15 protein-coding genes and 1 tRNA gene are annotated in these 13,695 nt (G+C 58.4%); 4 read left to right on the forward strand and 12 right to left on the reverse strand.

Going from position 1 to position 13,695, the window contains the following annotated elements:
- Positions 1 to 118 precede the first annotated feature (118 nt).
- The 3 genes from mscL to galE all read left to right on the forward strand — a co-directional run bounded on the left by mscL (position 119) and on the right by galE (position 3,228).
- Positions 119 to 547: a large conductance mechanosensitive channel protein MscL gene (mscL, locus tag ACZ47E_RS00805; RefSeq protein ID WP_004439896.1), complete on the forward strand. Its 429-nt coding sequence runs from the start codon at positions 119 to 121 to the stop codon at positions 545 to 547.
- Between the two features lie 148 nt (positions 548 to 695).
- Entirely contained in the window at positions 696 to 1,862 is a 1,167-nt protein-coding gene (locus ACZ47E_RS00810) for a pyridoxal phosphate-dependent aminotransferase (protein WP_278067213.1), read from the forward strand.
- Positions 1,863 to 2,196: 334 nt separating this feature from the next.
- The gene (galE, locus tag ACZ47E_RS00815) at positions 2,197 to 3,228 is read left to right on the forward strand and encodes a UDP-glucose 4-epimerase GalE (protein WP_006697664.1); all 1,032 of its coding nucleotides are present in this window, start codon (positions 2,197 to 2,199) and stop codon (positions 3,226 to 3,228) included.
- A gap of 12 nt (positions 3,229 to 3,240) precedes the next feature.
- Here the strand turns inward: galE and ACZ47E_RS00820 are convergent, their stop codons facing one another.
- From ACZ47E_RS00820 to ACZ47E_RS00865, 10 genes are all read right to left on the reverse strand, one after another.
- Positions 3,241 to 4,077, reverse strand: a complete 837-nt coding sequence (locus ACZ47E_RS00820; protein WP_278067492.1) for a DUF6030 family protein — start codon at positions 4,075 to 4,077, stop codon at positions 3,241 to 3,243.
- Positions 4,078 to 4,215: 138 nt separating this feature from the next.
- Positions 4,216 to 4,443, reverse strand: coding sequence for a DNA gyrase inhibitor YacG (gene yacG / locus ACZ47E_RS00825; protein WP_004439907.1), 228 nt, complete (start codon positions 4,441 to 4,443; stop codon positions 4,216 to 4,218).
- A gap of 3 nt (positions 4,444 to 4,446) precedes the next feature.
- Positions 4,447 to 5,070: a Maf-like protein gene (locus ACZ47E_RS00830; protein ID WP_331656012.1), complete on the reverse strand. Its 624-nt coding sequence runs from the start codon at positions 5,068 to 5,070 to the stop codon at positions 4,447 to 4,449.
- Between the two features lie 31 nt (positions 5,071 to 5,101).
- Positions 5,102 to 5,320, reverse strand: coding sequence for a translation initiation factor IF-1 (infA, locus tag ACZ47E_RS00835; protein ID WP_003503453.1), 219 nt, complete (start codon positions 5,318 to 5,320; stop codon positions 5,102 to 5,104).
- A 144-nt stretch (positions 5,321 to 5,464) separates the two neighbouring features.
- The gene (locus ACZ47E_RS00840; RefSeq protein ID WP_077986634.1) at positions 5,465 to 5,953 is read right to left on the reverse strand and encodes an arsenate-mycothiol transferase ArsC; all 489 of its coding nucleotides are present in this window, start codon (positions 5,951 to 5,953) and stop codon (positions 5,465 to 5,467) included.
- Positions 5,954 to 5,955: 2 nt separating this feature from the next.
- Positions 5,956 to 6,429, reverse strand: a complete 474-nt coding sequence (locus tag ACZ47E_RS00845) for a UPF0262 family protein (RefSeq protein WP_004439916.1) — start codon at positions 6,427 to 6,429, stop codon at positions 5,956 to 5,958.
- A 3-nt stretch (positions 6,430 to 6,432) separates the two neighbouring features.
- A complete protein-coding gene (gene hisD, locus ACZ47E_RS00850) occupies positions 6,433 to 7,731 on the reverse strand; it encodes a histidinol dehydrogenase (RefSeq protein ID WP_278067215.1) in 1,299 nt (432 codons plus the stop codon).
- Positions 7,732 to 7,851: 120 nt separating this feature from the next.
- Positions 7,852 to 8,292, reverse strand: coding sequence for a DUF2948 family protein (locus ACZ47E_RS00855; protein ID WP_004439923.1), 441 nt, complete (start codon positions 8,290 to 8,292; stop codon positions 7,852 to 7,854).
- Between the two features lie 114 nt (positions 8,293 to 8,406).
- Positions 8,407 to 9,699 carry a UDP-N-acetylglucosamine 1-carboxyvinyltransferase gene (gene murA, locus ACZ47E_RS00860; RefSeq protein ID WP_278067216.1) on the reverse strand — a complete coding sequence of 431 codons (1,293 nt, stop codon included), beginning with the start codon at positions 9,697 to 9,699 and terminating at the stop codon, positions 8,407 to 8,409.
- Between the two features lie 102 nt (positions 9,700 to 9,801).
- Complete coding sequence (locus ACZ47E_RS00865; RefSeq protein WP_045532828.1) at positions 9,802 to 10,068, reverse strand: hypothetical protein; 267 nt, start codon at positions 10,066 to 10,068, stop codon at positions 9,802 to 9,804.
- 155 nt (positions 10,069 to 10,223) lie between these two features.
- Between ACZ47E_RS00865 and ACZ47E_RS00870 the strand changes: the two genes are divergently transcribed.
- Positions 10,224 to 10,298: transfer RNA gene (locus tag ACZ47E_RS00870), tRNA-Thr, on the forward strand.
- Positions 10,299 to 10,499: 201 nt separating this feature from the next.
- Here ACZ47E_RS00870 and ACZ47E_RS00875 read toward each other — a convergent pair.
- Both ACZ47E_RS00875 and ACZ47E_RS00880 read right to left on the reverse strand, forming a co-directional pair.
- Entirely contained in the window at positions 10,500 to 11,837 is a 1,338-nt protein-coding gene (locus ACZ47E_RS00875; RefSeq protein ID WP_004439930.1) for a flagellin N-terminal helical domain-containing protein, read from the reverse strand.
- Positions 11,838 to 12,094: 257 nt separating this feature from the next.
- Positions 12,095 to 13,444 (reverse strand): flagellin N-terminal helical domain-containing protein, encoded by a 1,350-nt coding sequence (locus ACZ47E_RS00880; RefSeq protein WP_464016883.1) that lies wholly within the window; start codon positions 13,442 to 13,444, stop codon positions 12,095 to 12,097.
- Positions 13,445 to 13,695: the final 251 nt, after the last annotated feature.

A 13,695-nucleotide genomic window follows, 5' to 3' on the forward strand; every position in this document is an offset into this window, starting at 1 on the left:
AAAAAACCCGATAAATGCAATCTTGACGAATTCCAAAAGTGTAAGGGAATCTGTATGGTTGAAGGTGTAGGGACAGTCACATAGCTTCAGCTCGCAAAGCACGAGAGGGACAATCTGAATGCTTAACGAATTTAAAACCTTCATTGCCCGCGGCAATGTCATGGACCTTGCCGTGGGTGTTATTATCGGTGCCGCTTTCAGCAAGATCGTCGACTCCGTCGTCAACGATCTTATCATGCCTATCGTCGGCGCAATCTTCGGCGGGTTCGACTTCTCGAACTACTTCCTGCCACTGAGCTCTAACGTCAATGCCACCTCGCTCGCCGCAGCCCGCGAGCAGGGCGCCGTTTTCGCTTACGGTAACTTTCTGACCGTTCTCATCAACTTCCTCATCCTCGCCTGGATCATTTTCTTGATGGTGAAGGGCGTCAATAAGCTTCGCGATTCCGTCGAACGCAAGAAGGTCGAGGAAAAGCCGGCAGCTGCCCCGCCGCCGGAGGACGTGAGGCTGCTTACCGAAATTCGCGATCTGCTGAAGACGCGCTGAGCCAGATATATCTGGTTTAACCGCCGGCCCATGCGGCCGGCGATCTCCTGCCGGGATGATCCATAAAGAAAATCCATGGCCGCCTCACGGATTATCATGCACATGGCGGGTGCGATGCGATAAGAAGGCACCAAACGGAGTGTCTTTAATGTCCATTTTGAACAGTCTGAGTGCGCGCTCTCTGGCGGCTCCCGAGAGCGGTATTGTCGAAGTCGTGAATTATGCCCGGGGGCGGGACAACCTCCTGCCGCTGTGGGTCGGCGAAGGCGATCTGCCAAGCCCCGACTTCATCAATCAGGCCGCCATCGATGGTCTGAACAATGGCGAGACCTTCTATACCTGGCAGCGCGGTATTCCAGAACTGCGCCAGGCGCTGAGCCGTTATTACGAACGCCATTTCGCGGCATCGCTGCCGCCGGAGCATTTTTATGCGACCGGTTCAGGTATGCAGGCGATTGTGCTTGCTGTTCAGGCATTGACGTCACCGGGCGACGAGATGGTGTATCTTTCACCCACATGGCCGAATATCGTTGCCGCCATCGGTGTGGCAGGGGCGAAGGCGGTTCCGGTCGGCATCGATTTTCGTGATGGCCGCTGGGATATCGATATCGACAGGCTGGAAAGCGCGATTACCCGCAAGACGAAGGCGCTTTTCATCAATACGCCTTCCAACCCGACTGGATGGACAGCGACGGCAGACAATCTCCGTGATGTTCTGGCGCTTGCCCGCAAACATGATCTTTGGATCGTCGCCGACGAGATTTATGCGCTTTATCATTATTCCGGCAGCCGTGCGCCGTCCTTCCTCGATGTGATGGAGCCGGACGACAAGATCGTCTTCGCCAATTCCTTCTCGAAGAACTGGTCGATGACCGGCTGGCGGGTCGGCTGGCTTGTCGCTCCGCCAGTCATCGGCCAGGTGATCGAAAACCTTATCCAATATTCCACGTCAGGCGTGGCGCAATTCATGCAGCGCGGCGCGGTCGCGGCCCTCGACAAGGGCGATGGTTTCATTCGCGAGAATTACGAGCGCGCTTTGACCTCACGCGATATTCTCTGTGACGCCTTGATTGCAACGAACCGTGTCGAAACTCTGAAACCGGATGGCGCTCTTTATGCCTTCCTCAAGATCGATGGAGTGACGGACAGCCGCGCAACCGCGATTGATATCGTCGATAAGACCGGCGTCGGCCTTGCGCCCGGAACTGCCTTCGGCCCAGGGGGAGAATTGTTCCTCCGCGCCTGCTTCCTGCGCAACCCCAGGCAGATAGAAGACGCGGCCGACAGGCTGGCCTCTTACATCCTTAGTCGGTAAGCCTCGCTCGCCGGCATCTCTGCCCTTTCGCGGCGCCTACATAGCATCGGCACGCCTCTGTCCGGCTCGCCTTTGGGCATCACGCCGAAGCGCGAAAATTACAACCCCACGGCGTAGCCATCGACGTGCGGGTTTTTTTGTGCTAATGCGCCCTCGTTCCGTCTATGAGAACATTTTCATACAATAAATAAAATGCCTTGCATCGCACTAACCAATCGTAAGCCACCTTTTCACAGAGGCGGAAGATTGGCTGGGTATTCGCTGTGCAAGTAATCAATGATGAAGAATTATTGGCTTTGATGAGCTCAAGAAAAGCAAACAGGGAAGTAGTGTCATGGCTGTTCTGGTCACGGGTGGGGCCGGTTATATAGGAAGCCACATGGTGTGGGCTTTGCTCGATGCCGGGGAAGAAGTCGTCGTTGTCGATCGGCTTTCGACCGGATCGCGCTGGGCCGTCGCGCCAGCGGCGCGTTTTTATCTCGGCGATGCGGCGGATCCCGCGTTGCTCGACCAGATTTTCGAAGAAAATCAGATCGAGACCATTTTCCATTTCGCCGGCTCCGTCAGCGTTCCCGAATCCATCAGCCGGCCGCTCGAATATTACGAAAACAACACCGGCACCACCCGCGCGCTTGTCGCTGCCGCGGTGCGGAATGATATCCGCAATTTCATCTTCTCCTCCACAGCCGCTGTGTATGGAAACCAGCCTTTCGAAGGCCCGGTGCCGGAAACGGCGGTCCTCAGCCCCGAAAATCCCTACGGTCTGTCGAAACTCGCTTCTGAAATCATGCTGCGCGATGTCGTGCGCGCACATGACTTCAACTACGTGGCGTTGCGTTACTTCAATGTGGCCGGAGCCGACCCCCAGGGTCGCGCCGGACCTTCGCCAACAGGCGTCGCTAATCTCATAAAGGTGGCATGCGAAGCTGCAACCGGGCGCCGGGATCACGTGGAGGTTTACGGGACGGATTATCCGACAGCCGATGGCACCGGCGTTCGCGACTATATCCATGTCAGCGACCTCATCGAAGCGCACATGCTGGCCATGGCCCATTTGCGCGCCGGCGGCGGCACAAGAACGCTCAACTGCGGTTATGGCGTCGGTTATTCGGTGCTTGACGTCCTGCATGCCGTGCAGCGGGAATCCGGACATGATTTTCCGATCATCCACTGTCCGCGCCGGGCCGGCGACATCGCCACCATGGTGGCGGATTCGGGACGCATCCAGTCAGAATTTGGTTGGCGTCCGCGCTTCAACGATCTTTCGACCATCGTCCGCACCGCGTTGCAATGGGAGGCCAAGCGCCAGGCCCAGAAAAACGAGATGATTCCTCCAATACGGCGTAAACTGGCGGCGATAGGATGAACCGGCTGCGCATCACCTTGCCCTGTTTTTCTTGACTGAACGATAGTCAGTCGGGCGGTCTGACGCGCTGGCGGGGCGAAGCCATCGATCACGATCGAAGAAGCTGCGTGTCAGCTTCAGTCCGGCCGAAGTTTCGGTCGCGAGCAAAATCACATTCACGCGGTGCGGCGCGGTGGGTTCCGGCTTCACGGAAGCCGAAATGCCGAAGTGTCGCGCCTGATACTGTTGCATCTTCTGCGCCGGTTCAAGCACCGAGCCAATATCTCTCCAACGGGTCTGCTCGATAATCATGGCAAGTGCTGCCGCAAGCTTCGCGTTGACAGCGCGTCCGGCCGATGTCTGCGGTGCAACTGCCTTCAGCCTGACGGACCGGATTTCCCCGGAAACCTCGCCGCGGATTTCCAGGAAAAGCGATGCCGCGTCAGCCGGGTCTGCCGTCGTTGCCTCGCCCAGATCGGCCATACATTCGAAGCTGCGGTTATTCACCGGACTAGGGTGCCAGCCTCGCGGGCTGATGAAGCCTTCGGCCGTGAACCGGTCGCAAAGGTCTTTGCCGGAGATGATGAAATCGCGGGCGAAAGACCCTCTGGCGCCATTGCGCTCGAATTTCAGCAGGTGAGGTGGCAGATAAATGGTTCTCGCGGCAGGCTTCTGCCGTTTGACGGGTTTTGCCCTGGCAGATGGTACGGCGGAAAGAGGAGCGGGCGCCAGATTGAGATAGGTGAGCAGGCTTCTCAGATGCTTTTTGTCATTGGCGAGCAGAACCGTGGCCGATATGGCGAAACAGACGACGAGCACCGCAACAAGCAGCGCGCGGAGACTGACTCTCTTTTGCGGGCCTGCGTCCATCATGGGACCTTGCTGGCTGTCTGTTATAGGCATCAGCCGGTTTGGAGCGAATTATCGGACCATTGGCGGTCCGGCGAATATCAATTGCGAGTAAAAGTTCTAAAATATCTGGTCCGCCGGAATGTCCGGCGGATGTCCTCAGTCGGAGGAATTCTTGTCACCATCCCGTCCGCCGGCGCTGCTCTCATCATCCGCTACGGGAATGGCGTAGGACCCGTTCAGCCAGCGGGCGAGATCGAGCGAGCGGCAGCGATCCGAGCAGAACGGGTAGTCTTCCCGCGTCGATGGTCGGCCGCATTCCGGGCACGGTTGGGATTTGCGGAGCGGCGTTACGTTTCCAGCGCCTTCGGTGGAGGATTTTGCCATAGCCTATCCCTCCAGCCAGCCAGACGTCACCTCGAACCCTTCACCGGCAAGAAGCGACATGGTCTCATAGAGCGGCAGACCGACGACATTGGTGTAAGAGCCCGTCAATTTCTGCACGAACGCACCGGCGATGCCCTGAATGCCATAAGCGCCCGCTTTGCCGCGCCATTGCCCGGAAGCGATATAGGCATTGATCTCACGGGTCGACAGGCGTTTGAAGCGTACCTTGGTCTCCGCCACCTTCTGCCGGATCTTGCCGCCCGGGGTTACGAGGCAGATGCCGGTATAGACCCAATGGCTGCGCCCGGAAAGAAGATGCAGCGCCGCTGAAGCCTCTTCCGTATATTCCGCCTTGCCCACGATACGTCGACCGACAGCAACGACCGTGTCGGACCCCAGAACATAGGCGTCCTTCCAGGCCTGCTCGTTTTTCAGCGCCGCCTGTGCCGCTTCCGCTTTCTGCAAGGAAAGACGGCGGCAGAGCGTTCGCGGATGCTCGAGCTTGACGGGCGTCTCGTCAATATCCATCGGCATCAGGCGAGCCGGCTCGATGCCGATCTGATGCAGCAGCTCCAGACGCCGCGGCGATCCAGAAGCCAGAACGAGCTTTTGTTTTGAATTCGTCATTGCGCTGCCGGGCGTAGGATGCGGAAACGGATTACTTGAAGCGATAGGTGATGCGGCCCTTGGTCAGGTCGTAAGGCGTCATTTCGACCAGAACCTTGTCGCCTGCGAGAACGCGGATGCGGTTCTTGCGCATGCGGCCCGCCGTATGGGCGATGATTTCATGGTCGTTCTCAAGCTTCACGCGGAATGTTGCGTTCGGCAGCAATTCGGTTACGATGCCCGGGAATTCAAGGACTTCTTCTTTTGTCATGTAAGGGTTTTCTTCCTGTTGATAGTGCCGGACCGTGTCCTGTCCGGGAAAATTGCGCGGAAACTACACAATCCCGGCACATTTGTGAACCTCTAAAGCATCGGCTTGAAAATCGCGATCGATTTTAACAGGCCGAGGCAGTTTTCAGTCTTTTGAAAGCGTATCCGCCACCGGCTGTTGCCGCTTCGGCAGGCGTTCGGCAATCAGTTTTGCAAGATGGTCCCGCACCTCACGATAGGCGTCGAGTATCTGCTCCCGCGTGCCAGTGACCACCGTCGGATCCATGGTGGGCCAATAGACCACATCGAGAGAGTTCGAGCGCGTCAGTTCCAGTGCGGCGTGATGAGCTTCTGGTGTTAATGTAATGATCAGATCGAAAAAATCATCCTCGATCTCTTCCAGAGTACGCGGTTTGTGCTTGCCGAGCGAAAAACCCTGCTCCTCCAGCACCGCATCCACGAAGGGGTCGCGCTCGCCCGCCCGCACACCTGCCGACTGGATGTAGATGCCGGGCGCGACCAATCGTTTGGCGATCACCTCGGCCATGGGGGATCGGATGGAATTCATGCCGCACATGAAGAGAACCGATTTCGGCGCTCGTCCTTCATTCGGCGCTGCGGCAGGATCGCTCATCTCTAACCCCGCCAATAAAGCACACAGACAAGGGTGAAGAGCCGGCGCGCCGTATCGAAATCCACCTTTATCTTACCGGAGAGCCGGTCCATCAGTGTCTGCGAGCCGTCATTGTGAATACCGCGCCTGCCCATGTCGATCGCCTCGATCTGGCTCGGCGTAGACGAGCGGATCGCCTCGTAATAGCTTTCGCAGATCAGGAAATAATCCTTGATGATGCGGCGGAACGGCGTCAGCGACAGGATATGGGTGGAGACATCCCTGTCGTCCTCGGTCTTGATGGAGAAAACCAGTTTGGAATCGACGAGCGATATATAAAGCCGGTACGGCCCGCCGTCATGTCCGGCAGGCTCAAAGGTATTTTCTTCGATCAGGTCGAAAATAGCGACGGCGCGTTCATGCTCCACGTCGGGCGTGGACCGGCCGATGCTGTCGTCCAGTACCACGTCGCAGAGCCGGAAGTCGCCTGACGCCATCGTTTAACTTTCCGGGTTGAGGCGGATGGACACGGAGCGCGCATGCGCGTCCAGCCCCTCGGAACGGGCAAGGGTGATGGCTGCCGGCGCAAGCTGGCGCAGCTGCTCGGGACCAAGCCGCAGGATGGACGTGCGCTTGACGAAGTCCAGCACCGAAAGGCCTGAGGAAAAACGGGCCGAGCGCGCCGTCGGCAGAACATGGTTGGAACCGCCCACATAATCGCCGATCACTTCGGGGGTGTGGCGCCCGACAAAAATCGCCCCGGCATTGCGGATGTGGGCCATTAGCGCATCCGGGTCATCGATGGCAAGTTCCAGGTGTTCGGCGGCGATCCGATTGGCCAACGGAATGGCATCGGTGAGCTTTTCGACCAGAATGATCGCGCCGAAATCCGCCCAGCTCGCCGCTGCTGTTTCGGAACGCGAGAGACGCTTCAGCTGCCGCTCGACGGCTGCTTCCACCGCCTTGCCGAGCTCGGCATCATCGGTGATCAGGATGGATTGTGCACCACGATCATGCTCCGCCTGCGCAAGAAGATCGGCAGCAAGCCAGTCGGGGTCGTTGTCCCTGTCGGCGATGACAAGCACTTCGGAAGGGCCGGCGATCATGTCGATGCCGACAGTGCCGAAGACCTGACGCTTGGCGGCCGCCACATAAGCATTGCCCGGGCCGACGATCTTGGCGACCGGCGCGATGGTTTCAGTGCCATAAGCCAGTGCCGCCACGGCCTGCGCGCCACCGATGCGATAGATTTCCTCGACGCCCGCAATACGCGCGGCAGCCAGAACGGCCGGATTGACCGCGCCGCCATTCGCGGGCACGACCATGACGATGCGCTCCACACCGGCAACCTTGGCGGGCACGGCATTCATCAGCACTGAGCTTGGATAGCTGGCCGTGCCGCCTGGCACATAAAGGCCCACGGCCTCGATTGCGGTCCAGCGCGAGCCGAGGCCGACGCCGATATCGTCTTCGTAAATATCGTCCTTCGGCATCTGTCGCGCATGGTGTTTTTCGATACGCCGGGCTGCGAATTCAAGCGCTTCGATCACGCTCGTGTCGACGGCGGCAATCGCCGCATCGATTTCATCAGTCGTTACCCGCATCGGCACCGCGGCAAAATCGATGCCGTCGAATTTCCGGGAGTAATGGGCTAGGGCCGCATCGCCGCGATGTCGGACATCATTGATGATGTCGCGAACGGTCGCATTGACGTCTTCGGAAACTTCTCTCTTGGTTGTCAGGAAGGCAGCGAATTTCTGTTCGAAATCAGCCGATGCCTGCTCCAGCCGGATTGCCACGCCATTACCCTTTCATTGTCCCCACGGGGTGCACGACTTACCGCAGAACGATTGCGGCTCTGGTATGTGGCATAAATCGAAACGGGACGGAAAGGCAACCGTCCCGACAGTCCGGAAAGCTTATTCGCTGTCGGGATGATGCGGTTTGGTGGCGGTTTCCCACGCACCGCTCACATCAGTCAACTGCGCCTCGATGCATTCGACATCAAGCGCGATGGTGCCGCCGCCGGAAAGGGCCAGTTCTACAAGGCCATCCGGGCCTTCGCCATTCGGTGTGAAACGTATCGCCAGAAGCGAAAGAACCTGCTCCCTGTCGGCCAGGTTGATGGACTGCGAACGAACGGCGGAGACACGCTTCAGGAAAACAACTGTGCGGCAGCGTTCCGGCGGCAGGTGCTTTTTATCGGCGCTTTCCCAGACGAAACGGTTGGCGGAAAAGGTGAACTGGCCGTGTTTCGGCTCGAAGGCAACATCCTTCAGCTTGAAGACACTGTCCTGCATATGGGTCGAGATGACGGAGAGATCTTCAGTATCCAGCGCGAGCAATTTCAGGCCGCTCATCTTTTTCTTCCTTCTTGTGCGGTGCGGACCGCTATTTCCATGACTTACAATGGAAATAGGCAGTCCCGGCCCGCTGTGCAACGGGTAGAAAACGGATGAGCGGCGATGAATGGATCAATCGCTGACGCGCTCGACCAACGCGCCGCAGCGGGTGAGCTTTTCCTCGAGGCGTTCGAAGCCGCGGTCTAGATGATAGACGCGCGACACCATGGTCTCGCCCTCGGCCACGAGGCCGGCAATGACCAGCGACACGGAAGCGCGCAGATCGGTCGCCATCACAGGCGCACCCTTGAGGCGGGAAACGCCTTCGATGCGAGCCATCTGACCGGAAAGCGAAATCTTCGCACCGAGCCGGGCAAGCTCCTGCACATGCATGAAGCGGTTTTCGAAGATCGTTTCGGTAATGTGGGAAACGCCCTGGGAACGGGTCATCAGCGCCATGAACTGCGCCTGCAGGTCTGTCGGGAATCCGGGGAACGGTTCAGTGACGACATCGACCGGCTGAATGCCATTGCCGTTGCGCACCACGCGCAGACCGGTTTCCGTCTCGCTGATCGTGGCGCCCGCGAGCCTGAGCGTATCAAGTGCATTGTCGAGCAGCGATGCGTGCGTGCCTTCCAGCACCACATCACCGCCGGTCATGGCCACTGCCATGGCATAGGTGCCGGTTTCAATACGATCGGGCAAAACCCGGTGGCGCGCGCCGGAAAGCGAGGTGACGCCTTCGATGGTGATGGTGGAGGTGCCGGCGCCTTCGATCTTCGCGCCCATTGCGATCAGGCAGTGCGCCAGATCGACAACCTCGGGCTCGCGGGCGGCGTTGTGGATGACGGTTGTGCCACGGGCAAGGCTTGCAGCCATCAGCATCACATGCGTCGCGCCAACCGAAACCTTGGGGAAGGTATAGACCGCGCCGATGAGGCCGCCCTTGGGGGCCGAGGCGTTGATATAGCCGCCATCGATCTCCATCGTTGCGCCGAGCGCCTGTAGGCCCTCGATGAACAGGTCAACGGGACGCGTGCCGATGGCGCAGCCGCCAGGCAGGGAGACGCGGGCGCGGCCCTCACGTGCCAGAAGCGGGCCGATGACCCAGAAGCTTGCACGCATCTTGGAGACCAGCTCGTACGGAGCGGTGGTATCGACAATGGTGCGGCAGGTGAAATGCACGGTACGGGAATAAGCTTCGCCCTGGCTTTCGCGGCGGCCATTCACGGAAATATCCACGCCATGATTGCCGAGGATACGGATCAGCTGCTCCACGTCAGCCAGATGCGGCACGTTTTCGAGCGTCAGCGTATCGCTGGTCAGCAGCGATGCGATCATCAGCGGCAAGGCGGCGTTTTTGGCGCCGGAGATGGGGATGATGCCGTTGAGCTTGTTGCCACCCGTAATTCTGATGCGATCCATGCGTCCCTACGGGCCTGTGCCCGCCTTTCTTTATCGTGCCTTGCGGAAAGGCGCGTCCTTAGACGAATTTCCGCGGCGTTTCAATTTTATGCTGTGAATTCTCTATGAGGATGATTCGTCCGTTTTTGCGGCAGGCAGGCCAATGGTGTCGTCTGCGTCGCCAGCACGGCGCGCGCGAACCTGTTGTTTGCGCTTCAAAAGATTTTCGCGAAGTTTCTTCGCGGCACGCGCCTTCCGTTCCGCCTCGCGCTGGCGCGCCTTTTCGCCGGGCCCCGCCTGCGGCTTGCCGCTGGGCGCCGCGTCGGATGCGCCCGCGGAAAAGTCCCCGCAGAACGCTGTCTTCACCTGTTTGTCGTGATGTTCGGTCATAGATTCAGCAATATCTGAAAAATGCTGTTTTCAACAGGGGGGGCGCTTTTTTGCGCCGCTTGATGAAGAATATCGTTTTGCGACTTGCGCTCGTCAAAAACCTGTGGCAATAGGCCGCCACGCTTGATGCTGAAGCGATCGCTTCGGCACCGGATGCTGCTATAGCTCAGGGGTAGAGCACTCCCTTGGTAAGGGAGAGGCCGAGAGTTCAAATCTCTCTAGCAGCACCATTTTACCTCAACAATTCAAGAAGTTGCGCGCTTACTCAAGCCCTACACCCTGCATGTTGCTCACCGCATTCCGGAGTGTTGTCGCTTCGTGAAAGCTTCGCAAACGGGAAAACCGCGCCCCTTGCGAAGCGCGGTTTCCACATCCGAATATTCTGTTGCTGCCAGAGCGGGACGAAACCGCCCGTAGCCAACGGGCGCCGCTTACTGACGGAATAGCGACAGGATATTTTCGGAACTGGTATTGGCGATGGAGAGCGACTGGATCGCCAGCTGCTGCTGCGTCTGGAGAGCCTTGAGCTTCGTGGATTCCTCGTTCATGTCCGCATCGACGAGGCGGCCGATGCCCTTGTCGATGGAGTCTGTCAGCTTGGAGACGAAGTCTTCCTGCAGATCGAGGCGCATCTTGATCGAGCCGAGATCGGCGCTTGCGCTGATGAGCGATTCCAGCTGGGTGTTGACGAACTGGATCATGTTATCGAGACCTTCGTTTTCGGTCAGCGGCTGTCCCTTTGAATTGGTCAGGCCGGCCAGGTCCTTCGTGATGTCGAGGTCGATCAGCGAGTAGTCGAGCTTCTGCGCCATCTGCGAATCCGCTGCGGCGGTTTCCAGATAGATATTGTTGCCGGACGTTCCGCCGGTGCCGATCGCGGTTACCGTGGTGCCGGCAGGTGTCGGCGCCGTGTTGTTGGCCTTCACGTAAAGCGCTTCGCCGGCGGCGTTTTCACCGATCTTGAAGTAGGTGCCGTTGTTTCGTGCAGTGGTGGCGGCAGCGACTGTAACGAGGCCGGTTACCGGGTCTGCGGCGGAAACCGTGGTTGTCGTGCCCGAGGGGAAACCGAGAAGCTGCGCTTCGGTAAACACCTTTGCGGTATAGGGTGTTGTTGTGGGGACACCTGCGGGCGTCGTTGTCGTGATCTCGAAATCGCGAAGAGCGCCGGTATCGGAGTAATAGGCGGCGCTGTCGAGAATGCCGTTTTTCGTCGCGCCGGTGGTCGTATCGAAAAGCGCGGTCTTGTTGTCGACCTGGATGTTGATGGTCTTGACGGCGACATTACCTGCACCGTCACGGATGAAGGAGCCGACGACCTGCTTGGTGATGGGCGTCAGATTGCCGGAGGCGTCGCTGATCTTGCCCTTCAGCCAGTTTTCACCGGAGAAGGAGGCGGATTCGCCAATGCTCTTCAACTGGTCCTGAAGCTGGCGGATTTCTTCCTGGATCTTGGCCTTGTCAACGCCTGCTTCGCGGGCGGCAACCAGCTTCTTGCTGATTTCCTTGACGACATCGACGGTGGTTTCCATGGCGGAGTAGGCGGTATCAACCTTTGCGGCGCCGAGGCCGAGAGCGTCCTGTACGGCGGAGAGGGCGCCATTATCAGAGCGCATGGTGGTCGCGATCGACCAGTAGGCGGCATTGTCGGATGCGGTCTTGACGCGCATGCCGGAGGAAACGCGCGACTGGGTTTCTTCCATGTTGCTGCCGATGGCGCGAAGAGTCTGGAGGGCGGCCATGGCCGCAACGTTGGTCAAAATGCTGGTCATAATGATTTGCCCCTTGATTGGCTGAAATGAAAAGGGACATTCCGGATTGCCGCCGGGAACGATCGAGCGGCTTGATGCCTGTTAACCTCTTTTTCGTCTTGGTTAACCAATCGTTTCGATGACCAGTTTTTAGGGCGCGAATGGTTAACAAAGCCTAAACCTGTATTAATAAAATTAGGAAATAATAATTTCTATTAACGATAACGAAAAACCGCGCCGTTTCGGGCGCGGTTTGCATTTGGCGATCGGTGTCGGAATTAACGGAAGAGCGAGAGAATGCTCTGGGAGTCGTTGTTGGCGATCGACAGGGCCTGCACAGCAAGCTGCTGCTGGGTCTGAAGGGCCTTCAGCTTGGTGGATTCTTCGTTCATTTCCGCGTCGACGAGGCGGCCGATGCCCTTGTCGAGAGAGTCAGTCAGCTTGTTGACGAAGTTTTCCTGCAATTCGATGCGCATCTTGACCGAGCCGAGGTCGGCGGCGGCGGATGTCATGCTCTGGAGCTGCTTGTCGACGAAGGAAACCATGGCGTCGAGCGCCTGCTCGGGCGTCAGGGTCACGGTGGCGGGACCAACGAGATCCTTGGTGATGTCCAGCGAGGTCAGGGAGTAGGACAGTGACTTTGCGAGCTGATTGTTGGCGCCGGTTTGAAGGTAGACGTTTTGGCCATCTTTCGTGGTGCCGATTGCGGAGGTGCCGAGCACTTTCTGAGCTGTGTCGATGGCGGCGGTACCCGTCGAGGCAGTCGCTGCGGTGCCGTCGCCCATGACCTTAACATACTGATCGTCACCGATTTTCAGGTATGCGCCGTTCTCTGCGGCCGAAGCGTTGGCGACAACGACCAAGCCGGTAGTCGCATCCGCAATCGCAGTGACCGGGGTTGCAGCCGCGGCAGGGGTCAGGCCCTTAAGCTGTGCTTCGGTGAAGACCGCCGCTGCCTTAACCGTGGTGGCCTTTGCGGCGCCGACGCCTGTCGTGATTTCGAAGTTCTTGTATGAACCCGTCGAGGAATAGACGGCGTAGGCATCGAGAATACCCTGCTTGTCTTTTGCCGCGCCGGACGAGGTGTCGAACAGAACCGTCTCGTTGCTCAATGCGACATTGATGGTCTTGACGGAAACGTTGCCGCTGTTATCGCGGATGAAGGAGCCGACGACCGCCTTGGTGATGTCGGAGAGGTTGCCCGTGCCATCGCTGATCTTGGCCTGCAGCCAGTTCTCACCGGAGAAGGAGGAGGAGCTGGAGATGGACTTCAGCTGGTCCTGCAGCTGGGAGATCTCTTCCTGGATCTTGGTCCGGTCGACGCCTGCTTCGCGGGCGGCCACCAGCTTGTTCTTGATCTGCTTGACGACCTCGATCGAGGATTCCATGCCGGCATAGGCGGTGTCGACCTTGGCGGCGCCGAGGCCGAGGGCGTCCTGGACGGCGGAAAGGGCGCCATTATCCGAACGCATCGTGGTCGCGATGGACCAGTAAGCGGCATTGTCGGAAGCTTCCCGGACGCGCTGGCCGGAGGATACGCGGTCCTGCGTGGCTTCCATGTTCTGGCCGATGGAGCGCAGGGTCTGGAGTGCAGTCATCGCTGCGATGTTTGTCAAAATACTCGTCATGTAAATTGCCCCTGTAATGGCTGATTAGAAAAGGGACATTCCGGCTCACCGGGAGCGGCGTACAGCATCATGCCTGCTGACCGGCTACTTTCTTGAAGGTCAGCCCGCCGCTTCGATGGCTTCAGCTAAACGCTGTCGAATTAAAAAATACTTAAAGTAGAAAATAGTTGAGAATAAAATTTATACGTGCATACCATCTAAAAAACTGAAACGTAATATTTGCCATCGGTGTCCGGACGGGCTGCCTTGAG

The sequence above is a fragment of the Agrobacterium sp. 5Ca39 genome (assembly GCF_055382365.1).

Bases quoted from the DNA above. Each gene is read 5' to 3' on its own strand.
- mscL (WP_004439896.1), top strand. From the start codon at position 119: ATGCTTAACGAATTTAAAACCTTCATTGCCCGCGGCAATGTCATGGAC.
- ACZ47E_RS00810 (WP_278067213.1), top strand. From the start codon at position 696: ATGTCCATTTTGAACAGTCTGAGTGCGCGCTCTCTGGCGGCTCCCGAG.
- galE (WP_006697664.1), top strand. From the start codon at position 2,197: ATGGCTGTTCTGGTCACGGGTGGGGCCGGTTATATAGGAAGCCACATG.
- ACZ47E_RS00820 (WP_278067492.1), bottom strand. From the start codon at position 4,077: ATGGACGCAGGCCCGCAAAAGAGAGTCAGTCTCCGCGCGCTGCTTGTT.
- yacG (WP_004439907.1), bottom strand. From the start codon at position 4,443: ATGGCAAAATCCTCCACCGAAGGCGCTGGAAACGTAACGCCGCTCCGC.
- ACZ47E_RS00830 (WP_331656012.1), bottom strand. From the start codon at position 5,070: ATGACGAATTCAAAACAAAAGCTCGTTCTGGCTTCTGGATCGCCGCGG.
- infA (WP_003503453.1), bottom strand. From the start codon at position 5,320: ATGACAAAAGAAGAAGTCCTTGAATTCCCGGGCATCGTAACCGAATTG.
- ACZ47E_RS00840 (WP_077986634.1), bottom strand. From the start codon at position 5,953: ATGAGCGATCCTGCCGCAGCGCCGAATGAAGGACGAGCGCCGAAATCG.
- ACZ47E_RS00845 (WP_004439916.1), bottom strand. From the start codon at position 6,429: ATGGCGTCAGGCGACTTCCGGCTCTGCGACGTGGTACTGGACGACAGC.
- ACZ47E_RS00855 (WP_004439923.1), bottom strand. From the start codon at position 8,292: ATGAGCGGCCTGAAATTGCTCGCGCTGGATACTGAAGATCTCTCCGTC.
- murA (WP_278067216.1), bottom strand. From the start codon at position 9,699: ATGGATCGCATCAGAATTACGGGTGGCAACAAGCTCAACGGCATCATC.
- ACZ47E_RS00865 (WP_045532828.1), bottom strand. From the start codon at position 10,068: ATGACCGAACATCACGACAAACAGGTGAAGACAGCGTTCTGCGGGGAC.
- ACZ47E_RS00875 (WP_004439930.1), bottom strand. From the start codon at position 11,837: ATGACCAGCATTTTGACCAACGTTGCGGCCATGGCCGCCCTCCAGACT.
- ACZ47E_RS00880 (WP_464016883.1), bottom strand. From the start codon at position 13,444: ATGACGAGTATTTTGACAAACATCGCAGCGATGACTGCACTCCAGACC.